Below are 21,272 nucleotides of genomic sequence, written 5' to 3' on the forward strand. Positions count from 1 at the left end.
ATGAGCAATGGGGTGACGCAGAAGGATAGTGACGCGAGCTGATGGATGCTCGTCCAAGCAGTGAGGCTGATGTGTAGGCAAATCCGCACATCATTAAGGCTAAGCTGTGATGGGGAGGGAAAATTACAGTACCGAAGGTCATGAGTTCAGGCTGCCAAGAAAAGCCTCTAGCCAGGGAGAAGGTGCCCGTACCGCAAACCGACACAGGTAGGCGAGCAGAGCATGCTAAGGCGCGCGGAAGAACTCTCGTTAAGGAACTCGGCAAAATGACCCCGTAACTTCGGGAGAAGGGGTGCCTCGGTAGGGTGAATAGCCCGAGGGGGCCGCAGTGAAAAGGCCCAAGCGACTGTTTAGCAAAAACACAGGTCTGTGCGAAGCCGCAAGGCGAAGTATACGGGCTGACGCCTGCCCGGTGCTGGAAGGTTAAGGGGAGCGGTTAGGAGCAATCCGAAGCTGTGAACCGAAGCCCCAGTAAACGGCGGCCGTAACTATAACGGTCCTAAGGTAGCGAAATTCCTTGTCAGGTAAATTCTGACCCGCACGAATGGCGTAACGACTTGGGCGCTGTCTCGACGAGAGATCCGGTGAAATTTTAATACCTGTGAAGATGCAGGTTACCCGCGACAAGACGGAAAGACCCCATGGAGCTTTACTGCAGCTTGATATTGGACTTTGGTACGATCTGTACAGGATAGGTGGGAGCCTGAGAAGCATGAGCGCCAGCTTGTGTGGAGGCGACGTTGGGATACCACCCTGATCGTATCGGAGTTCTAACCTGGTACCGTGATCCGGTATGGGGACAGTGTCAGGTGGGCAGTTTGACTGGGGCGGTCGCCTCCTAAAGAGTAACGGAGGCGCCCTAAGGTTCCCTCAGAATGGTTGGAAATCATTCGAAGAGTGCAAAGGCATAAGGGAGCTTGACTGCGAGACAAACAGGTCGAGCAGGGACGAAAGTCGGGCTTAGTGATCCGGTGGTACCGCATGGAAGGGCCATCGCTCAACGGATAAAAGCTACCCTGGGGATAACAGGCTTATCTCCCCCAAGAGTCCACATCGACGGGGAGGTTTGGCACCTCGATGTCGGCTCATCGCATCCTGGGGCTGAAGTAGGTCCCAAGGGTTGGGCTGTTCGCCCATTAAAGCGGTACGCGAGCTGGGTTCAGAACGTCGTGAGACAGTTCGGTCCCTATCTGTCGTGGGCGTAGGAAATTTGAGAGGAGCTGTCCTTAGTACGAGAGGACCGGGATGGACGTACCGCTGGTGTACCAGTTGTCTCGCCAGAGGCACGGCTGGATAGCTAAGTACGGAAGGGATAAGCGCTGAAAGCATCTAAGCGTGAAGCCCCCCTCAAGATGAGATTTCCCAATTAGTAAGACCCCTTGTAGACGACGAGGTTGATAGGTTCGGGGTGGAAGCGCGGCAACGTGTGGAGCTGACGAATACTAATCGGTCGAGGGCTTATCCAAATACATGAACTTCAGCATGCTTTGTTTCGATCCAGTTTTCAGGGCGCAAACCTGAATATGTTTGGTGATGATGGCGGAAGGGAACCACGCGTACCCATACCGAACACGAACGTTAAGCCTTCCAGCGCCAATGGTACTTGGACCGCAGGGTCCTGGGAGAGTAGGACGTCGCCAAGCGAGTATTGTTTGATAATGTAATACTTAACAACCATTAACATTCCCTGATAGCTCAGTTGGTAGAGCACTCGACTGTTAATCGAGTTGTCACAGGTTCGAGTCCTGTTCGGGGAGCCATTTTTGGAGAGGTGTCCGAGCTGGCCGAAGGAGCACGATTGGAAATCGTGTAGGCGTCACAAGCGTCTCGAGGGTTCGAATCCCTCTCTCTCCGTAGATTTTACTAGCAAGATGAGGATTAAAGGAATTCGTGTAGCAGCATATTTATCAAGGCCCGTTGGTCAAGGGGTTAAGACACCTCCCTTTCACGGAGGTAACAGGGGTTCGAATCCCCTACGGGTCACCATTACTTTTTAATCCCATGGAGGCTTAGCTCAGCTGGGAGAGCATCTGCCTTACAAGCAGAGGGTCGGCGGTTCGATCCCGTCAGCCTCCACCATAGAGACTTACTGACGCGGGGTGGAGCAGCCCGGTAGCTCGTCGGGCTCATAACCCGAAGGCCGCAGGTTCAAATCCTGCCCCCGCAACCAATTTTTTTCGCGGAGCCGTGGTGTAGAGGCCTAACATGCCTGCCTGTCACGCAGGAGACCGCGGGTTCGAATCCCGTCGGCTCCGCCATTATTTTTTTAATTAAATTAGGTGCAAAATAAACATCGGAATGATGCGGAGAATATCCGATATGTCCGGCGTTTTTAATTTAAAGACTACGCCGTCGTAGCTCAGAGGCAGAGCAACGCACTCGTAATGCGTAGGTCGGAGGTTCGACTACTCTCGACGGCACCACTTTAATAAGCCTCATTCACTAAATATGGCGGTCGTGGCGAAGTGGTTAACGCATCGGTTTGTGGATCCGACATTCGAGGGTTCAATTCCCTTCGATCGCCCCATACTTTTATTAACATTGGGGATTAGCCAAGCGGTAAGGCAACGGACTTTGACTCCGTCATGCCTAGGTTCGAATCCTAGATCCCCAGTATTTCTCTCAAAGCTGATATGTAGAAAAGAGAAATGTTTGAGAGCCATTAGCTCAGTTGGTAGAGCACCTGACTTTTAATCAGGGTGTCGTAGGTTCGAGTCCTACATGGCTCACCATTGTTTCAACTGGAATACAGATCATTAAGCGGAAGTGGCTCAGGGGTAGAGCATCGCCTTGCCAAGGCGAGGGTCGCGGGTTCGAATCCCGTCTTCCGCTCCATAATGAATATGTGAAATATAGATACGATCCCATTGGGGTTCATATGGGCATATTCTTTTGGAGAGTAGTGGAGTATTTATTAAGCGGAAGTGGCTCAGGGGTAGAGCATCGCCTTGCCAAGGCGAGGGTCGCGGGTTCGAATCCCGTCTTCCGCTCCATAATGAGTTGAATCAACTCATTCATATAGGCCGGTATGGCGGAATTGGCAGACGCGCGCGACTCAAAATCGTGAGGGAAACCGTGGGGGTTCAAGTCCCTCTACCGGCATTGAATAACGGGACGTAGCTCAGCTTGGTAGAGCACCTGGTTTGGGACCAGGGGGTCGCATGTTCAAATCGTGTCGTCCCGACCACTATATTTTAATGCGGGTGTAGTTCAATGGTAGAACTCCAGCCTTCCAAGCTGGTAGCGTGGGTTCGATTCCCATCACCCGCTCCAAATCATTAGTTCCAGTAGCTCAGTTGGATAGAGCAACGGCCTTCTAAGCCGTCGGTCGGGGGTTCGAATCCCTCCTGGGACGTAAACAGTCTCTCGCATACGCGAGGGGCTTTTTTCGTATAAAGGGAGAGAACCTTAGAGGTATGTAGAGCAGGAATTAGTAAGAGAAACATCGCAATAGTGAATCTGTTCATAAAGGTTTGAATATACTTTCTCCATCACATTTCCTGTCAATGTGTCATAATCCAACACACAGCTAACTTGCCGCGTACTTCAATACTGTGTAAGCAGGCTACTCCATTTTTTGAAGGTCATCTTTAAATAAAGGAACCGTATTATAGAATTCTTACAGTAATCTCATATATTTGAGTAAGTTCCTTACATAATAAGAAATTCTGCGACTCGTAAAGGAGTGTCTTTGTTATTTAACATAAAATATAAAATAAAAAAGTCGTCGGGATACCCGAACGACATAGTTTAATTCCTTCATTATTCGACTGCTGACACAAACGGAGTGCGCAGCGGGCGGATTCAATGAATTGGGACAAGGTTCGAAAGTTTAGCCAAATCCAGCTAAGCGATTTTTTATTTTCTGCGTATGATAGACAGCCACGTTGTTCTTTCCCGCTTTCTTTACTTCATACATGGCTTTATCCTCATTTTATTGTTTGTTTATCTCAAATATGGTTAGAGAACTCTTCTTGAATGTTCTTCGCCTTGACCTCGACCGCATGTCGATCAGAAGGAGCATTAGAAAATGGGACTATTTCATTGAATGTGATGATTGAAATAGATAAATGACCTATTTTTCCCTCTTTTTCCTGAGAAGTTAAGAGCAAGACGATAATCATGAATGCTATCGATAAAATTGGATCAAATAAAAGAGGTTAAAATGACTTGTCCACGCCAATGGTGTGTAGTAAAATACGTTTTAGTTGAATTGTTAACCTAATATGATAAACGAAGGTTAACAATTAATAGATTCGCGTATAGGGGTATGACCTATGAGTACAGGATTGTTCGTTACCGGTACGGATACGGATGTAGGCAAAACATGGGTGACAGGCGCTCTTGCTGCTGCTATCCACCGTAGGCTGGGCAGCGAGGAGCGAAAACAAAAACTGCGTCTGTGGAAGCCTGTGCAGTCCGGAGTTCGAATGGGCGAGGCCCAAGCGGATAGTTACCGGCTTGTACATGGCAGCGGTCTACAGCAAAAGGAATCAGACACGGCTACCATTACACTTGAGGAACCGTTAGCCCCATGGATGGCAGCGGAACGAGCGGGCACGCCAATGGATTGGGACGAGCTGGTTCGGGAAGGACGCCAAAGGCTTCAAGCTGATGGACCGCTTCTTGTGGAAGGAGCCGGGGGACTGATAGTCCCCTTAACCGAGCACTGTTTGGTCGCTGATTTGGCTGCAGTCCTGAATCTGCCTTTGCTCATTGTAGCCCGTCCTAAGCTGGGCACGGTGAACCATACACTACTGACCGTAGAATATGCTAGGCAGAGAGGACTCCGGGTGGCCGGCGTCATTATGAACGGATATGAGGATGAACTCGACCCCATGTTGAAAGAAAACCAGCGCATGATCGAAACATTTGGTCAGGTTCGCGTATGGGGAATGCTGCCTTGGGTCGGAGAAAGCCCACAAACCGATGCAGCGTGGTCAGCTTGGCGCGATCTGTGGGTGGAGACGGTAGAGCGCCGGATCGATATGCAAGCGGTTATGGAATACTTTTAGCGGATTAAAATCACATTATTCATGAGGAGGACAATTTGGATGTTGACAATGCAGACTAATTGGAATGAGCTGGCGGATAAATCGATTCGCGGCGAATTGCTTACTTTGGAGGAAGGTTTATCGGTACTTCAAGCCGATGATGACGAACTGCTTTCCATTATGCAAGCGGCGTTTAAAGTAAGGAAGCATTATTACGGGAAAAAAGTGAAGCTGAACCTGATCATCAATGCCAAGAGCGGACTTTGCCCGGAGGACTGCGGATACTGCTCACAATCGATTGTATCGAAGGCCGCGATTCAAAAGTACCCGCTGTTGGAGAAAGACACACTGGTAGACGGTGCGCGCAAAGCGATGGAGCTCAAGGTCGGGACGTACTGTATTGTGGCCAGCGGCCGCGGTCCGTCGAATAAGGAACTTGATCAAGTCGTAGAGGCCGTAAAAGAGATTAAATCGACGATGCCGATGAAAATCTGTGCTTGCCTTGGGATTTTGAGCGAGGAGCAGGCTATAAAGCTAAAAGAAGCGGGCGTGGACCGGTATAATCATAATTTGAACACAAGCAAGCAAAATTTCACCAATATTACAACTACACATACATATGACGACCGGGTAAATACGGTGGAAATGGCGAAGGCAGCGGGCATGTCCCCATGTTCGGGCTGCATCATCGGTATGGGGGAGACAAATGAAGAGATCGTCGAGATGGCGTATGCTCTGCGGGAGCTGGACGCCGATTCGATTCCGGTCAATTTCTTGAATTCGATTCAAGGAACGCCGCTGGAGAACAATCGGGAGCTGAATCCTCGCAAATGCTTGAAGGTGCTTGCCTTGATGAGGTTGATTTGCCCGTCCAAGGAAATTCGGGTAGCAGGAGGACGCGAGGTGAACCTGCGTTCGCTGCAGCCTCTAGCACTATATGCGGCAAACTCCGTATTTGTCGGCGATTATTTGACTACGGAAGGTCAAGAGGCGACAGCCGACCACAAGATGATTGAGGATCTTGGTTTCGAGATCGAGCTGTGCGCTCTTTAAGGTGACGTCTACAGATGAGGAAATCAGCTTGGCAGTGGATGCATACGGAATTGGAATCGCTGAAGGAGCGGGCCCAGTTCCGTTCTTTAGTGGAATCGGAGCTGCAGGAACAAGGCTGGCTGCTGCGGGACGGACAGCGGATGCTGAATCTTGCTTCGAACGATTACTTGGGCCTGCAGCAGCGGAGCGGAATCGCTGATGCACGAATGGGGGCAACCGCTTCGAGGTTGATTGTGGGCAATGACCCGGTGTATCGACAATTTGAAGAGGAATTCGCCCGGTTTAAAGGAACGGAAAGCTGCCTGTTGTTCAGCAGCGGATACATGGCCAATGTCGGCGCCATCCCGGCTTTAATAGGGCGTCATGACATCGTGTTCAGCGACAGGCTGAATCACGCCAGCATTGTTGATGGCATTGTGTTGAGCCGCGCGGAGCATCTCCGTTACCGCCACCGTGATCTGCGTCATTTGGAATCACTGCTTTGCAAGGCGGATCCCGGCAGCAAAAAGCTGATCGTCACAGATTCGATCTTCAGTATGGACGGCAGCATAGCCCCTTTAGAGGAGCTGGTGGAGCTGAAGGACCGCTATGGCGCGATGCTGATGGTTGATGAAGCGCACAGCGGCGGACTCTACGGAGAACAGGGACAAGGTCTGGTGCATGAGCTTGGCTTAACGGAACGGGTAGAAATCCAAATGGGCACGTTCAGCAAAGCCTATGGAGGTTACGGCGCCTATATTGCTGGCGACGAGGTACTCAAGCAGTATCTCGTCAACAAGGCACGCAGCCTGATCTACACGACGGCGCTGCCTCCTGCCGTCATTGACTCGGTAAGGCGAAGCTGGCTCCAGGTGCGGGAGGAGGATTGGCGGCGTAAGGAGCTGTCCCGCAAGTCCGCCTGGTTCCGCGATGCGCTGCAGCGGCGGGGGTTCGATACAGGTGAGAGCGAGTGCCATATTATACCGCTTCTGTTGGGCAGTAACGAGCAAACGGTGCATTTTAGCGAGAAGCTGCAGCAGGCGGGCATCGCCGCCGTAGCGATCCGGCCGCCAACGGTGCCGGAGGGAACGGGAAGAATACGTTTTACACTGATGGCTACGCACCGGGACGAGGATTTGCAGTGGGCGGTGGAGGAAATTGACAGAGCAGGACGTGATTTAGGCTAGGCTCATCGCCTATCTTTGTGATCAAGATGGTATGGAAGTCGGTGATAGAGATGATAGACGGCAAAAGACGTATCTTATGGATTCACGGCTGGGGCATGTCGCCTGCCGTATGGGAACAGTTTGCTCGGGAGCAGGTGACAGGTCAGGGAGTAGAACATCATTTTTTTTCATACACGGACTGTCATTCGATCGCAGAGTTCCACGAAGCGCTGGACCGGACGCTCCGCGAGGTGCAGCCGGAGGCGGTCATCGGGTGGTCGATGGGCGGCATGTTGGCTATCGACCGGTTTACGGTACTGGCTGAGGAAAGTGCTGGAGCGATGGGCACGACTCTGCATTCTCTGGGGATCAGACGGCTCATTGTGGTCGGATCGACCCTGCGTTTTGTCAGCGCCGATCGGAACCTGGGCTGGCCAAGACGGATTGTAGAACGAATGCTCAGCAAGCTGGAATCGGACCCAGAAGCTGTGCTGCGGCAGTTTGCGGATTCGATGGTATCTGCGGAAGAGAAGACTGCCGGTAAAGAAATAGCCGTCTGCGGGACTGATTTTTCAATGGAGGGACTCCAGGCCGGGCTTCATTATTTACTTGAATCCGATTTAGCAGAAGGATGGGCTAAGACGCTGGTTCCCAGGTTCACTGCCTCGGGAGGTCGGATTCTGTGGATTCACGGGCGTGAGGACACGATCTGTCCGGTTGGAGCGGCGCCCGGAGACGCAAAAGGCGTAAGGAGCGTGCTGCTAGAGGGAGCAGGGCATGCTCCTTTCTTGACGAAGCCGGAAACTTTTTACGAACAACTGAGGGGTTTTCTTGATGACGATGAGGATTGATAAGGGGAAGGTACGCCGGCATTTTGACCGGCATGCCGGAAGCTACGATCAATATGCGGTCGTACAGCGAACGATGGCGGATTATCTGCTGGAGCTAACTTTGAAAAGAAAAGCGCCGGAGGATGTAAGGCGGATCATCGAGATCGGCTGCGGTACGGGGCTGCTTACCGGTAAGCTGCTTGATGCTTATCCGGAGGCCATTGTGCTGGCCATCGATTTATCTCCGCAGATGGTAGAGTGCACGCGGCTGCGTTATAGCAGTTCTGCGGCTGGGCGGCTGGAGGTGCTGGTTGGTGATGCCGAACCTGAGGGAGTTGATGACGAATCTGCACTTAAAGAGTGTGATCAAGCGGATTTGATCATTTCGAGCGCTGTTTTCCAATGGTTTGACGATCCTGAACGCACGTTGAAGGCATGGCTTGGACAGCTCAGTACGGATGGTCTGCTCGCGTTTGCCACGTTCGGACCGCAAACCTTTGGCGAGCTGCATGAAGCTTTTCGTGCTGCGGAGCGGGAGCTTGGTCTCCCAGAGATGTCCCATGGACAGGACTTTCTAAGTCTGAGCGAGTGGGAAATGCTGTTACGGCGAGGGGCTAAAGGGCTGCGGCAAGGCTTGACCTTTACCGGTCAGGAGGCTCTGGAGGTGCAGGCATTTGAGGATGTCAGGACTTTCTTGTACAGTGTGAAACGGGTAGGGGCAGGCAACGCCAATTCAGATTCCGGGGAGACCCAGCGTGCGGGACGACGCCTTTTTGCAGAGATGGAAAAAAAGTATACGGAGCGGTTTGCTATGGATGAAGGAATTCGCGCTACATACCATTTGCTTTATGGCTTTTTCGGCGCCGAATGATCGGGTTCCGGAACGGCTTCTTTTTATACCATAGTCTAGCGATTTGCCGGTAATTGCCTTATAATAGATAGGTCAGCAATCCGCAAATCGTTCAAGACCGGATACGCTTAAAACGTTTAAATGGGGTGTGAAGATGAATTTGTTTGATTTAACCGGAAAAGTGGCTATTGTGACCGGCGGTGCGATTGGTCTGGGCGGGGGGATTTCCTTAGGGCTGGCCAAAGCGGGAGCCGAAGTCGTGATCGTCACCAGCAACGACCGTTCGCGCGAGGTTGAGCAGCAAATCCAGGCTATGGGCCGTAAGGCACATACCATTGTAGCGAACCTGATGGATGAGAGCGCGCTCAAAGGCGTCGTGGATGAGACGCTGTCCGTATTCGGTAAAATCGACATTTTGGTTAATAACTCGGGTATTATTCGCCGGACGCCGGCTGCTGATCATGGAGCCCAGGATTGGCATGATGTGTTGAATTTGAATTTGAACTCGGCCTTTTTCCTGTCACAGCTTGCCGGCCGTGAAATGATCAAACAAGGATCGGGTAAAATTATCAATATCGCCTCCATGCTTTCTTTTCAAGGCGGAATTAATGTACCGGGATATACAGCTTCCAAGCATGCTATGGCCGGCGTAACGAAAGCGCTTGCCAACGAGTGGGCAAGTCAAGGCATTCAAGTGAACGCCATTGCCCCGGGCTATATGTCTACGGACAATACGGCTGCGCTGCGTGCCGATGAGGAGCGTAATGCGCAGATTTTGGGCCGGATTCCTGCGGCAAGGTGGGGTACACCGGAAGACCTGCAGGGCCCTGTTGTTTTCTTGGCTTCGCAAGCTTCCGACTATATGAGCGGTCACGTGTTGTGCGTGGACGGAGGGTGGATGACTAGATAATGAGCATGAGCAGACAAACCGGAACTTCACAGATGTTTCAACCTGAAGTGATTACCTTTGGAGAGTCAATGGCGCTGATGATACCGGAGAACCCCAAAGGCATCGAATACGCTCAGCAATTTCAGGGGATGTTTGGCGGTGCAGAGGGTAATTTGGCGATGGGTATATCCCGGCTTGGTCACCGGGCCGGCTGGTTCAGCCGCCTGGGAAAGGATCCGTTCGGCCGCATGATTCTGAAGAGAATCCGCGGCGAAGGCGTGGATGTTTCCCGTGCAGAGCTGACACCGGAAGCTCCAACGGGATTAATGCTGCGTGAGGATGTTTCGGGCAAGCCCTCGGTTTACTATTATCGTAAAGGATCAGCGGCCAGTACACTGGGACCGGAGCATCTGGACGAGGAATACATCAAGCAGGCAAAATTTTTGCACGTGACGGGCATTACGCCGGCACTCAGTTCAACCTGCCGCGAGGCGGTTAAGGAAGCGATCCGTTTGGCCCGCAAGCATGGGGTGAAGGTGTGTTTTGACCCGAACCTACGGCTGAAGCTGTGGTCGCTTGAGGAAGCACGTGAGGTGCTGCTGGAGCTAGCCAAGGAAGCAGACTATTTCCTGCCGGGTCTGGACGAGCTAAAGCTGCTGTACCAAACGGAGAGCTTCGACGAAATCGTCGGTCATCTAAGTAAGCTTCGGGCGGTATCTATCGTCAAAGGCGGCGATGACGAGACGTTCATTGTTGAACAAGGACAAGTTAGCTCGGTGCCTTATTTCAAAGCCGAGCGGGTAGTCGATACGGTAGGAGCGGGAGATGGCTTCTGTGCCGGATTCATCGTTGGTTTGCTTAAGGAATACAGCCTGGAGGAAGCGGTACGCCTTGGTAATCTCGTCGGCTGCATGATCGTGCAGATGGAGGGTGACTGGGAAGGCGCCCCTACATGGGAGCAGGTTGAAGCGTTTTTAAACAATGAGAAGCATGTGGAGCGGTAGATAGAAGAAGGGACGGATGAGTGAAGGATGAAGAAAATCAAACTAATGCAGCAGTTAGTGGGTGAGGGCGTCGTAGCGGTACTGCGCGGAGACACGCCCGATGAAGTAGTAGAGATGGCGGAACAGGCTATCGAGGGAGGCATTAAGGTTATCGAGGTGACGATGACCGTGCCGTTTGCACTGCAAGCGATCGAGAAGCTTGCGAAGAAGTATTCCAGCACGGCGCAGGACCCGAGTAAATATGCCATTATCGGCGTAGGTACGGTACTGGATCCGGAAACCGCACGAGTGGCGATTCTGAGCGGCTCTGAATTTGTTGTAGGGCCATCGCTCAATCCGGATACAGTCACGCTGTGCAACCGTTACCGAGTGCCAGTCTTGCCGGGTGTCATGACGATCCAGGAGATTCAGCGGGCGCTTGAGCTGGGAGTCGACGTGGTGAAGCTGTTCCCGGGCAATTTGTATTCGCCTTCGATGATTAAAGCGATCAAAGGTCCGCTGCCGCAGGCCAATGTGATGCCGACGGGCGGCGTGTCGCTCAGCAATTTGGGCGAATGGATCAAAGCCGGCGCCGTAGCGGTCGGTATTGGCTCCGACTTGACTACAGATGCCGTAAAAGCAGGAGATTACAGTCTGGTGGCCAAAAAAGCGGCACAGTATATCGAAGCTTACCGCGCCGCCAAAGGCTGATTTCAAAAGTAAAACAAGCCCTTCTCTTTCATGCCGCAGCATGAAAAGCGAGGGCCTGTTTGTTAAAGACATAAGATTTTGGTGGAGTTGAATATTTCCATAATTAAATATAAACACCATAAAAAACCCCCAGGGCTTTCAGCTCTGAGGGTTTTGCTACTTTATATATCTTACTCGGTAGCTACCGATTGATCGGCTTGCAGACCCACCGGTGCGATGCGTACGAAGTTCGACTGAAGGTTATTCAGCAGGTTTTCGATCGTCGCAGCGGCTTCCGGTTGACCAGATGCGGCAAGTGCATCACGGTAGGCGCCAAGCAGCTCGTTCAGATCCTTGATGCTTTGCGGACCAACGGCTTCGATTTTGACTTTTGCGCCTTTGGCAACACGGCGTTCAATCGCCGCTTGATCCAGTCCCATCTCAGGAACAAGACGCTGATAGATCACACCACCGGTCATCCCTGCGCAAATCCACGGACCCGGATCGCCGAGAACGACAGCACGGCCATTCGTCATATACTCGAACGCGAAGCCTTTGAGGTTCGCGCGAGCAGCCAGACCGCCCAGTTCATCGCGAAGCGGGGACGTGATCTCACCGCCGAATACGACATCGGCGCCTGAGAAACGGATACAAGCGCGCGTGTCGGCACTTCCTTGAATCAGGAACAAGCCTTTCTGTGCACCATAGCCGAATGATTTACCCACGGAGCCGTTAATGAACTGCTTGTGCTTGCTCGGTGATTTCAGGATGGAGACCTTACCGCCGAGCGACATTTTGCCGACCCCGTCTTCCGCGCCGCCGTGAACCGTAATATCTACGCCGCGGGCGTTAAAGGCCGCAAGTCCGTTACCCGGTACGGAACCATCGGTCATCGTAATGTTGACCGGAGGAAGCTCGTCGTAGCTGCCGTCGAAACGGTCTCTTACGCGATGGCTTGCATATCGGCTTCCCAAGATACGGGATTCCGCGTCTACCTTGCTCCACTTGCGCTCTACCGGAGCCTGGAAGGAAACGGCATCCGGGAAGAACTCCTGGCCCTCCGCGCCTGCAGCGATACGGATATCCGAGGATACTGCGGCAGCGACTTCGAATTCAGCTTCTTTCGCCGCAGCGAAGGAAATCGGAGCCGGACGAAGCAGATCGGAGAGATCGATCCGCTCCAGATGGCTGGTTTGATGCAGCAGATCGGAACGCCCTACCAGCTCCTGTGCATCCTTGAAGCCTAGTTGAGCGACAATTTCGCGAATCTCTTCGCCGATTCCGCCGAACAAGCGGACAAGCGATTCTACAGCCGTATCGTACACACGAGGCACGAAGCGGCGCAGGCCTTTCTCTTCAGCCTCTTCCATCGAGTCGATTTGCGTTGCGATACCTACGTGGCAAGTATCCAAGTGACAGCCGCGGCAGGTCGTACAGCCGATCGATTGCATCGCGATGGAACCGAAGCCGACGCGGTTCGCGCCGAGCATAAACATTTTCACAACGTCCGCACCGGATTTCATACCGCCGTCGGACCAAAGCTCAACCTTATGACGCAGACCGGCATCGATCAGCGCGAGGTGAGCGAGCTTCGTGCCGATTTCCGTAGGAAGTCCCACATGCGTGAGGGAGTGGATCCGTGCCGCGCCTGTACCGCCGTCAAAACCGGACAGCGTAATGACGTCCGCACCTGCTTTGGCAACACCTACAGCAATCGTACCGATACCTGGCACAACTGGAATTTTAACAATGATTTGCGCCTTACGTCCGCTTGCTTCCTTCAGCTCGGAAATAATTTGCGCCAAGTCCTCTATCGAATAAATATCATGGTTGTTGGATGGCGAAATCAGATCGGAACCAATGGTAGCATTCCTTGCTGCGGCGATTTTAGCCGTTACTTTCGAACCTGGCAGATGACCGCCTTCGCCCGGCTTCGCGCCTTGGCCGATTTTGATTTCCAGGAAGGCTACGGCGTTCGCAAGCTCTACGTTCACACCGAAACGGCCGGACGCCACTTGCGCGCCGCGAGTCCGCTTGTAGCGGCCGAGCATGTCTTTGATCTCGCCGCCTTCGCCGTTCATCGTTACCATGTTCAGCCGCTCGCCAGCTTCCGCGTAAGCACGGAATGCCGTTTCGTTCTGCGAACCGAAGGACATGGAAGAAATAAGCATAGGCAAATCGTGACCGCCGATACCGATATTCACTTGTGAAGGATCCAATGGCTTGCGGCCTTCAGCAAGAGCTTTCTCAAAGTTGAAATCGGCAACGTGACGGATCGAAATCGGGTTTTTCTTTTCCTCTTCGCGCAGCTTGTCGCGATAGTCCGAGTAAGGAGCTGTACCGGAGGCAGCGTCTCCCAGGGCTTTCCACATCCGTTGGAAGAAGCGGAAGTTGCGTGCCGCTTTGGCCTTCGGATTCGTATAATCGTTATGACGGGCTTCCGCATCTGCTTCGAGCTCGGCAAAGCCGGTACCCGCGTTATCGCTGCCCAGGTAGTTGACGATATCCAGCACTTCAGCAAGCTCCGGCTTCAGTCCAATGGAGGAGAAGAAGCGGGTATAGCCGCGAAGCTCATGTGTACCGATGGTGGAGATGACCTTCTCCAAGCCTTTCATCAAAGCGGTGAACACCTTGCGTGCAGCCGGGGCTCCGTCCTTGGAGGAAGCCGTTGTAAACATGATGTAAGGAGACAATACATCAGCACCCAAACCACAGGCTACCGCGATGTCATGCAGGTTACGGATAGAGCCACTGCGCAGCACGAGCGTCGTTTGACGGCGCAGGTTGTCGCCGTACCCGAGTTTCTCAGCTCTCAAGGCAATATCCACTTTGGATACCGCAAGATGCGGATCCATCCATAAAAGGTCATTCTGATGCGCCTGGCTGTCATCCAGGACCAGCAGCATGGCACCGTTACGGACAGCTTGCACAGCGTCTGCACCGAGCCTATCAAGTGCTTCTTCAAGCGAAGTGCCGCGGGCAAACGTTGTGGAGAGCGTCGTTACGGCATCGCCGTTCTGAGCACCGAACATAGCCACGAGCTGTTCAAAGCTAGGCTGCTTCAATTCAGTCAAAGAGTCGGCGCCGTTGCTGCCTTCGAGTACAACCGGATAAAGCAGCTCGATGCGGAGACGTTCGTCCGGCTGACCGTACAGGGCAGGGCGAGGGCCTACCACGACACGGGTGGAGAAATGCTCCATTTCACGGTCACGGTCGATGGCAGGGTTCGTAACGACAGCTACGCTCTCTTTAATGAAGTCCGGAATGTTCTGACGCTCCGGATTCAGAGCGGCATGCGGGCTATCGTGTCCAAGGGAACGGATCGGCTCTGCGCCGGTTTGGGCTGTGGTCTCGATCATCTGAATGCCGTCACGGTCCCAGCCGAAGGAGCTGTAAAGCGCATCTGTCGGCGTAATGTCAGCTACAAGAGCAGCTTCTATCGACGGCACTTCGTTATTCAAATGCTTGCGCAGGCCTTCGAAGCCAATGCGTGCTTGAGCGCGCTCCAGCACGGTGTCTTGTACTTGATGGTACGGAATAACCTGCACATGCTCTCCCGGCGTCAGTACGACACCGATTTTTTCACCTGGTGCAATCGGCTTCGGATCGGCTACCATCTCGCCTACGGTGATCACGCCTTGCTCGGAGGAGAAATAAAGAGACGTATCGCTTTCTACCATCCAGACCGGACGAAGACCGAGCGCGTCTACGCTGAAAATGCATTCGTTGCCGTAACGGGACACGATCCCGGCCGGACCTTGTGCATAATGACCCCAAGTTTGGCGATAGTAAACATAAAGATCCTGAAGCTCTGGACGGTACAGCTTCATTTCGTTCAAAATTGGAGGGAATACGACTTCCATCGCTTCGAACAGGCTAAGACCAAAGCGGTGGATGAACGTTTCAATCGTACGGTTCATATCTTGGGAATCGCTGCCGCCGTCTACGAGCGGTACGCCGACCATATCGGCTTCTAAACGCAGTTTCTTGACTGTATTGATCTCGCCGTTATGGCCGAGCAAAGAGAATGGTTGAACGCGGAAAAAGCTTGATTGTGTGTTCGTGGAGTAGCGGTTATGGCCGATGGTAACTTGGGCTGCAAACAGAGGGTCACGAGTATCGTTAAAGTATTTAGGCAAAATGCTGGCGGCACCCATCACCTTATAGGCTGCCGTTACGTTGCTGAGCGTAGCCACGTGCACAGTGTATTTCGCTTCGATCGCAACATGCAGTTCAAACAGGTGGTCTGCCACCTTCACTTCCTGCTTGTCGCAAAGACCTACGATTTGCCAGAAGGTCGGTTCATCGTTACGGCCGTTCGGGCCGAGTACGCTGCTGTCGACTTGGTTCTCTTGCTCTAGAAGAATGCTGACTTGGTACTGGGCGAACAGTTCACGAATGCCCTTTTGCATGTCAGCAGCCGAAATATCCAACTTGCGTGGAACGAAAATATGAGCAACGGAAAAGCGCTCATCGTAAGCGAGCTTGCCGTCCAAGCCGGCATCCGTCAGTTTTTTCTCCCAAAGCGCTCTAGGAATGTCCGTCAAAATACCGCAGCCATCGCCTTCGCCATTAATAAAACCTGAACGATGTTCCATTTTTACAAGGGCATCTATCGTCTTTTGGATGTTGTCGCGGGAAGGGGACCCGTTTTTTTCTACAATACAAATGATGCCGCAGCTATCATGTTCGGTGGCCAACAGGTTCTGAAAGCGGCCTTCATTACGCATAATTTCGTTCATTCTCGTGGTCAGCAGGCTGACCGTCACCTCCCTGATAGATAAAATTCGGGTTCGTCCTAACATTAAGGCTTGGTCATGCAGCTGAAAGAAAGTGTCTTGAGCCAACGGGCAACACAGTGAATAAAAATACATTTATTCTGCATAATTAACTACGTTGACGTTTTTTCGTTTCTTTCGAAGAAGCGCAAAACAGGGCAATAATAAAAAAATAAATGTGCCCAAATCAACCAAATGAGCGCATATCTTCATGGCTATCATGATGAAAACCTTACATTTAGCCGAGATTATTTAGTTTCAAAAGTAGTTATAGAATAACATGAAATGGCCTGCTATACAATAGAACATTCCGGTATTTAAACATATGAAAGCGCTGCCTATTTTGCATAACTGGTGAATAAAGGCAGACTTTTGGCTCTGTTATAGGGATTTAAAAAAACGAACGAACTATTACCGGAATCTGATAATAGTTCGTGATTTGGGTGATAAACGGAATTTATTGTCACTTCGAATTCGACTTACACCATGCGGGCAAAAGCGCGTTCTGCCGCTTGTATGGTATATGCGATATCGGAATCGGTATGTGCGGTGGTCATAAACCACGCTTCATATTTAGAAGGAGCGAGACAGATGCCTTCTTCCAGCATGAATCGGAAAAATTGCGCAAACAGTTCGCCGTCCGTAGCCTGAGCTTCCTCGTAATCGGTCACCGGATGGCTGCAGAAGTGCGTAGATAGTGCGCCGCGAATGCGGTTGACCGTGAGTGCGATGCCATGCTTGCCGGCAGCAGCCGTCAGGCCAGCCTCGAGAGCCGCTCCCAGCTTGTCCAGCAGGGTATACGTGCCGGGCTCCTGCAACGCCTGCAGGCATGCGATGCCTGCAGAGATCGATGCAGGGTTGCCCGCCATCGTACCGGCTTGATAAGCCGGTCCTAGAGGCGCCACCTGCGACATGATGTCTTGACGGCCCCCATAGGCTCCGATCGGCAGACCGCCGCCGATGATTTTGCCCAAGGCCGTCAGGTCGGGCTCAATGGCTGCATAATCTGTTCCCGGAGGCAGCCCGTCAAAGGTTTGCGCCGATCCGTAGTGGAAGCGGAACGCGGTGATGACCTCGTCATAGATGACGAGAGAGCCGTTGCGGCGGGCGGCCGAGCAAAGTCCCTCGAGAAAGCCCGGCTTCGGCATGACCATGCCGAAATTGCCCACGATGGGCTCAACCATTACTGCGGCCACGTCATTTCCCCAGCGCGCAAGAGCTTCCTCGAGCGCTTCGACATTGTTGTACGGCACGGTGATCACCTCGTGCGCGATGCTCACCGGAATGCCGGCGCTGTCCGGGATCCCGAGCGTGGACGGGCCAGAGCCTGCAGCGACTAGCACTAAATCGGAGTGGCCGTGATAGCAGCCGGCGAACTTGACGATTTTATTGCGGCCCGTATAAGCGCGGGCTACACGGATCGTCGTCATGACGGCCTCTGTGCCCGAATTGACGAAGCGCACTTTGTCCATCGAGGGGATGGCTGCCTTCAGCATGCGGGCGAATTCGATTTCAAGCTCTGTCGGGGTCCCGTACAGCGTGCCGTTCTCCGCGGCACGACAAATGGCTTCCGTTACGTGAGGATGAGCATGGCCGAGGATGATCGGTCCATAGGCAGCCAAATAATCGATGTAACGGTTATCGTCCTCGTCCCAGAAATAAGCTCCCTTGCCGCGCTTCATAAAGACGGGCGCCCCGCCACCAACCGCTTTGAATGACCTCGACGGGCTGTTCACCCCGCCGACAATATGTTCCAAAGCTTCCTTATATAATCGTTCGGAGCGGGATCTATGTTTCCCGTAATCGGATGGGTGAGTCATGACTATCAATCCTCTCTGTTAAACGGCTTGTCGGTAAACGCACAATAATAAACAATTCTATTGTATCGCTCATTTCATATCCAATCCATTCCAAGCGTTGGTGCTACAAAAAACAGGAAGCCGAAGCTTCCCGTCTATCGAAACCTATTTATTGTTTTTTCAATGATCCTGTCCCGGCGCTCCCGTTATTGCCGATAGCCTCATGGGTTTGAGATGAAGACTTCTCTTCAGGAGCGTATGGATCGCGGCCTTGGAAGAGATTCTTAATGTAGGATTGCAGCTTATTCCGGTCTACGCTTAGCACGGCCGCTCCACCGACCCGTCTTTCCCTAAGCAGCTCCGCAGGCGGAATCTGCTTGGTAACCATTCCCTCGGCTTTGGCTTCATAAGCAAGGGCGCCCAGCTTCAACATATCGGTAGTGGTCAAGTTTGTTTCGATATAAGGGTCAATGCCGTTTAAGATTTTAGGGAGCCGGATCAGCGAGCCCGTCGTCTGCATCTTCTCTGCAACCGCCTGAAGAAATTTGCGTTGACGCTCAGTGCGGGAGAAGTCGCTTAGCGCGTCATGACGGAACCGGACGTACTGCAGCGCTTGCTCGCCATTGAGATGCTGAATCCCTTTTTTCAGGTTGATGTCATACTGATGGTTGTCTGCGGAATCCTTATACCGCATATCCTTTTCCACTTCGATCTCAATGCCGTCGATGGCGTCCACAAGCGCAATGAAGCCTTCGAAATCGGTCATGACATAATACTGAATCGGAATGCCGAGCAGATCGCTGGCTGTTTTCATGGACAGATTGGGTCCGCCGATCGCATAAGCTGTGTTAATCCGGTCGTTGCCAGAACCCGGTATCTTCACGTAGGTGTCGCGCAAAATGGAGAACAAGTGGGCCTTCTTCGTCACGGGGTCGATGGAAGCGACCATGATGGAATCGGATCGGCCGACTTCATTCTTTTTACCACGGGAATCTCCACCGAGAATAAGGACGTTGACCCGTTCTTTTCCTTCCCATTTGGGCGGAGCATTCACATCGGTCATGCCAACCTGTTTCGGATGCAGTCCTCCGAATTTTGTCGAATCGGGTCTTTGAATATTGTTTGCAAAGTTTATGAAGGCATATGAATAATAGCCGATGCCTGCGAGCAAAAGAAGCAGAGCGATGATAACTATTCGTTTGATCGCACGTGCCATGGAAACCAGATCCTTTCCTGTGGGTTCGTCGCTTTTCCAAAACGAGCCGTTCGTGTATGATAACGTGTATAGGATTAGACAACGTAGCTGAATCATGCGCTGAAAGGGCAGGAAACTATTACATTTCATTATAAAAGGTTTCGAGCTGTCCCTGCAAGCTTCGGCATATTTTGACAGGAGGAATGATGTGCCATGAGTTGGGCCATCGACGTGCATCAGCTCCGCAAGGAGTTCAAGGTACAAAAGAACCGCGAAGGCTTGAAAGGAGCGATTCGCGATTTATTTAACAGGGAATATAACCAGGTCAGAGCCGTCAAGGACATTAGCTTTCAAATTCCCCAAGGGGAGATTTGCGGCTACATCGGCGAGAATGGAGCCGGAAAATCGACCACAATCAAAATGCTTACCGGCATCCTTGTTCCGACATCCGGCGACATTCGAGTGAACGGCTACATTCCTTATAAGGAGCGGGAAAAGTTTGTCCGCGGCATCGGAGTCGTGTTTGGCCAACGCAGCCAGCTGTGGTGGGACATCGGCGTCATAGAATCGTTCCAGCTGCTCAAGAAGGTGTATCGCGTTTCTGATAGCGACTATCGGGCGCGGCTGGACGAATTGGTAGACCGATTGGAGCTCGGTGAGCTGCTGAACCGGCCGGTACGCAAGCTGAGTCTTGGGCAGCGAATGCGCTGTGAGCTGGCGGCTTCGTTGATCCATAATCCGCAGATTCTGTTTTTGGACGAGCCGACGATCGGACTGGACATTGTGGTGAAAACAGAAATCCGCGAGTTTCTTAAATCGTTGAACAAGCGATTCGGTACAACCATCCTGCTTACGACGCACGATCTTCAGGATATTGAAGCCCTCTGCTCCCGGGTGATTATGCTGGATGATGGTCGGATTATTTACGACGGTGGCCTGGAGGAGCTCAAGGAGCGCTGGGGCAAAGGCAAAGAAGTTATCCTGCGATTTGGGGAGCCGGTGGCGCTGGAGCGCTTGAAAGAATTAACTAGTGGTCTAGAAGTAAACTGGTCGCTGGATAACGAGCTGACGGCTAAAGTATGGATCCCACAGCAGCTTACCAGTGTTTCTGAAGTGCTGGCCCGTGTCGTTGGGGTCATGAGCATAGAAGATATCAAGATTGTCGAAACGAATACGGACGACATTGTACGCGAGATTTACAAAACAGGATCCAGCGACGTCAAACGGCCGGAGCAAAAAGATCAAGCGGAACGGGAAGTGACCCTGCATGTCTAGCGCTTATCTGGACATTATCCGTATCCGGTTTCTTATGATGCTTGCCTACCGAGTCAATTATTACAGCGGAATTATTATTTATGCTCTTAATATTGGCGCATACTATTTTCTATGGAAGGCGATATACGGAACGAAGGAGCTGCTCGGCGGTATGACCGTCACACAAATGACTACTTATGTGGCTGTTTCGTGGATGGCGCGGGCGTTTTATTTTAACAACCTGGATAGAGAAATCGCCAATGAAATTAAAGACGGCAGCGTGGCTATTCAGTTCATCCGTCCATACAATTATATTATTGTCAAAATGATGCAGGGTCTCGGCGAAGGCTTGTTTCGTCTGCTGTTGTTTTCTGTTCCCGGGATGGCGATCGTTTCGCTGCTGTTTCCCGTAAGTCTGCCGACGGACCCCAAGGTTTGGCTTGTTTTTCTTGCCATGCTGTTCTTCAGCTTCCTGATTAATTCGCAGATTAATATTATTACCGGGCTGTGTGCATTTTTCCTTGAAAATAATGAAGGCTTGATGCGCATGAAACGGGTGGCTGTCGACCTATTCTCCGGTCTAGTCGTGCCGATCTCGTTCTTCCCCGGATGGGCGGAGGGACTGATGAAGCTGCTGCCGTTCCCGGCGATTACCTATTTGCCGGGATCCGTGTTCACAGGGAAGGTGACGGGAAGCGCGGTGTACGGTGTGTTCGGAACGCAGATTCTCTGGTTCCTGCTTCTCACGCTTCCGCTGTTTGTACTCTGGCGCAGCGCGCGGTTGCGCCTGTTTGTGCAGGGGGGTTGAGGGC

The 21,272-nt window shown here is 52.2% G+C and carries 13 protein-coding genes, 16 tRNA genes and 2 rRNA genes (1 of these 31 running past the window's edge); 28 read left to right on the forward strand and 3 right to left on the reverse strand.

Features of this window, described 5'->3' with window-relative positions:
* The 26 genes from JOE45_RS18110 to JOE45_RS18235 form a co-directional block, all read left to right on the forward strand.
* Positions 1–1,466 (forward strand): 23S ribosomal RNA (locus JOE45_RS18110) (it extends 1,456 nt beyond the left edge of the window).
* Positions 1,467–1,526: 60 nt separating this feature from the next.
* Positions 1,527–1,643 (forward strand): 5S ribosomal RNA (gene rrf, locus JOE45_RS18115).
* A gap of 41 nt (positions 1,644–1,684) precedes the next feature.
* Positions 1,685–1,760, forward strand: a tRNA-Asn gene (locus tag JOE45_RS18120).
* A 5-nt stretch (positions 1,761–1,765) separates the two neighbouring features.
* Positions 1,766–1,854: transfer RNA gene (locus JOE45_RS18125), tRNA-Ser, on the forward strand.
* 57 nt (positions 1,855–1,911) lie between these two features.
* Positions 1,912–1,986 (forward strand) — tRNA-Glu (locus JOE45_RS18130).
* Between the two features lie 17 nt (positions 1,987–2,003).
* Positions 2,004–2,079, forward strand: a tRNA-Val gene (locus JOE45_RS18135).
* 14 nt (positions 2,080–2,093) lie between these two features.
* A tRNA-Met gene (locus tag JOE45_RS18140) sits at positions 2,094–2,170 on the forward strand.
* 11 nt (positions 2,171–2,181) lie between these two features.
* A tRNA-Asp gene (locus JOE45_RS18145) sits at positions 2,182–2,258 on the forward strand.
* A gap of 90 nt (positions 2,259–2,348) precedes the next feature.
* A tRNA-Thr gene (locus tag JOE45_RS18150) sits at positions 2,349–2,423 on the forward strand.
* A gap of 28 nt (positions 2,424–2,451) precedes the next feature.
* Positions 2,452–2,527 (forward strand) — tRNA-His (locus JOE45_RS18155).
* A 15-nt stretch (positions 2,528–2,542) separates the two neighbouring features.
* Positions 2,543–2,614, forward strand: a tRNA-Gln gene (locus tag JOE45_RS18160).
* A gap of 42 nt (positions 2,615–2,656) precedes the next feature.
* Positions 2,657–2,732 (forward strand) — tRNA-Lys (locus JOE45_RS18165).
* 28 nt (positions 2,733–2,760) lie between these two features.
* Positions 2,761–2,835: transfer RNA gene (locus tag JOE45_RS18170), tRNA-Gly, on the forward strand.
* An 83-nt stretch (positions 2,836–2,918) separates the two neighbouring features.
* Positions 2,919–2,993 (forward strand) — tRNA-Gly (locus JOE45_RS18175).
* Positions 2,994–3,022: 29 nt separating this feature from the next.
* Positions 3,023–3,102, forward strand: a tRNA-Leu gene (locus JOE45_RS18180).
* Between the two features lie 8 nt (positions 3,103–3,110).
* Positions 3,111–3,187 (forward strand) — tRNA-Pro (locus tag JOE45_RS18185).
* A 12-nt stretch (positions 3,188–3,199) separates the two neighbouring features.
* A tRNA-Gly gene (locus JOE45_RS18190) sits at positions 3,200–3,273 on the forward strand.
* An 8-nt stretch (positions 3,274–3,281) separates the two neighbouring features.
* Positions 3,282–3,355 (forward strand) — tRNA-Arg (locus tag JOE45_RS18195).
* A gap of 922 nt (positions 3,356–4,277) precedes the next feature.
* Positions 4,278–5,015, forward strand: coding sequence for a dethiobiotin synthase (gene bioD / locus JOE45_RS18200; protein WP_210022986.1), 738 nt, complete (start codon positions 4,278–4,280; stop codon positions 5,013–5,015).
* Between the two features lie 39 nt (positions 5,016–5,054).
* Positions 5,055–6,047, forward strand: coding sequence for a biotin synthase BioB (gene bioB / locus JOE45_RS18205; RefSeq protein WP_210022985.1), 993 nt, complete (start codon positions 5,055–5,057; stop codon positions 6,045–6,047).
* 14 nt (positions 6,048–6,061) lie between these two features.
* On the forward strand, positions 6,062–7,213 hold the full coding sequence (bioF, locus tag JOE45_RS18210) for an 8-amino-7-oxononanoate synthase (RefSeq protein ID WP_245247064.1): 1,152 nt from the start codon (positions 6,062–6,064) through the stop codon (positions 7,211–7,213).
* Positions 7,214–7,263: 50 nt separating this feature from the next.
* A complete protein-coding gene (locus JOE45_RS18215; protein WP_245247376.1) occupies positions 7,264–8,043 on the forward strand; it encodes an alpha/beta fold hydrolase in 780 nt (259 codons plus the stop codon).
* Positions 8,027–8,893, forward strand: coding sequence for a malonyl-ACP O-methyltransferase BioC (bioC, locus tag JOE45_RS18220; RefSeq protein ID WP_245247065.1), 867 nt, complete (start codon positions 8,027–8,029; stop codon positions 8,891–8,893). Before JOE45_RS18215 ends, bioC begins: the two co-directional genes overlap by 17 nt.
* Before the next feature lie 133 nt (positions 8,894–9,026).
* A complete protein-coding gene (kduD, locus tag JOE45_RS18225; RefSeq protein WP_210022982.1) occupies positions 9,027–9,782 on the forward strand; it encodes a 2-dehydro-3-deoxy-D-gluconate 5-dehydrogenase KduD in 756 nt (251 codons plus the stop codon).
* Positions 9,782–10,765, forward strand: a complete 984-nt coding sequence (locus JOE45_RS18230; protein ID WP_210022981.1) for a sugar kinase — start codon at positions 9,782–9,784, stop codon at positions 10,763–10,765. Before kduD ends, JOE45_RS18230 begins: the two co-directional genes overlap by 1 nt.
* A gap of 27 nt (positions 10,766–10,792) precedes the next feature.
* On the forward strand, positions 10,793–11,455 hold the full coding sequence (locus JOE45_RS18235; protein WP_210022980.1) for a bifunctional 2-keto-4-hydroxyglutarate aldolase/2-keto-3-deoxy-6-phosphogluconate aldolase: 663 nt from the start codon (positions 10,793–10,795) through the stop codon (positions 11,453–11,455).
* Between the two features lie 170 nt (positions 11,456–11,625).
* On the opposite strand, the gene JOE45_RS18240 is transcribed toward JOE45_RS18235, so the two are convergent.
* From JOE45_RS18240 to JOE45_RS18250, 3 genes are all read right to left on the reverse strand, one after another.
* On the reverse strand, positions 11,626–16,164 hold the full coding sequence (locus JOE45_RS18240; RefSeq protein WP_210023585.1) for a glutamate synthase-related protein: 4,539 nt from the start codon (positions 16,162–16,164) through the stop codon (positions 11,626–11,628).
* 527 nt (positions 16,165–16,691) lie between these two features.
* Positions 16,692–18,032, reverse strand: a complete 1,341-nt coding sequence (locus JOE45_RS18245) for a glutamate-1-semialdehyde 2,1-aminomutase (protein ID WP_210022979.1) — start codon at positions 18,030–18,032, stop codon at positions 16,692–16,694.
* A 148-nt stretch (positions 18,033–18,180) separates the two neighbouring features.
* Positions 18,181–19,227 carry an LCP family protein gene (locus tag JOE45_RS18250; protein WP_210022978.1) on the reverse strand — a complete coding sequence of 349 codons (1,047 nt, stop codon included), beginning with the start codon at positions 19,225–19,227 and terminating at the stop codon, positions 18,181–18,183.
* A gap of 192 nt (positions 19,228–19,419) precedes the next feature.
* On the opposite strand from JOE45_RS18250, the gene JOE45_RS18255 reads away from it, so the two are divergent.
* Together JOE45_RS18255 and JOE45_RS18260 are read left to right on the forward strand one after the other, a co-directional pair.
* Positions 19,420–20,481: an ABC transporter ATP-binding protein gene (locus tag JOE45_RS18255; protein ID WP_210022977.1), complete on the forward strand. Its 1,062-nt coding sequence runs from the start codon at positions 19,420–19,422 to the stop codon at positions 20,479–20,481.
* Complete coding sequence (locus JOE45_RS18260; RefSeq protein WP_210022976.1) at positions 20,474–21,268, forward strand: ABC transporter permease; 795 nt, start codon at positions 20,474–20,476, stop codon at positions 21,266–21,268. Before JOE45_RS18255 ends, JOE45_RS18260 begins: the two co-directional genes overlap by 8 nt.
* Positions 21,269–21,272 lie beyond the last annotated feature (4 nt).

The organism is Paenibacillus sp. PvR098 (genome assembly GCF_017833255.1).
Classification (GTDB): domain Bacteria; phylum Bacillota; class Bacilli; order Paenibacillales; family NBRC-103111; genus Paenibacillus_G.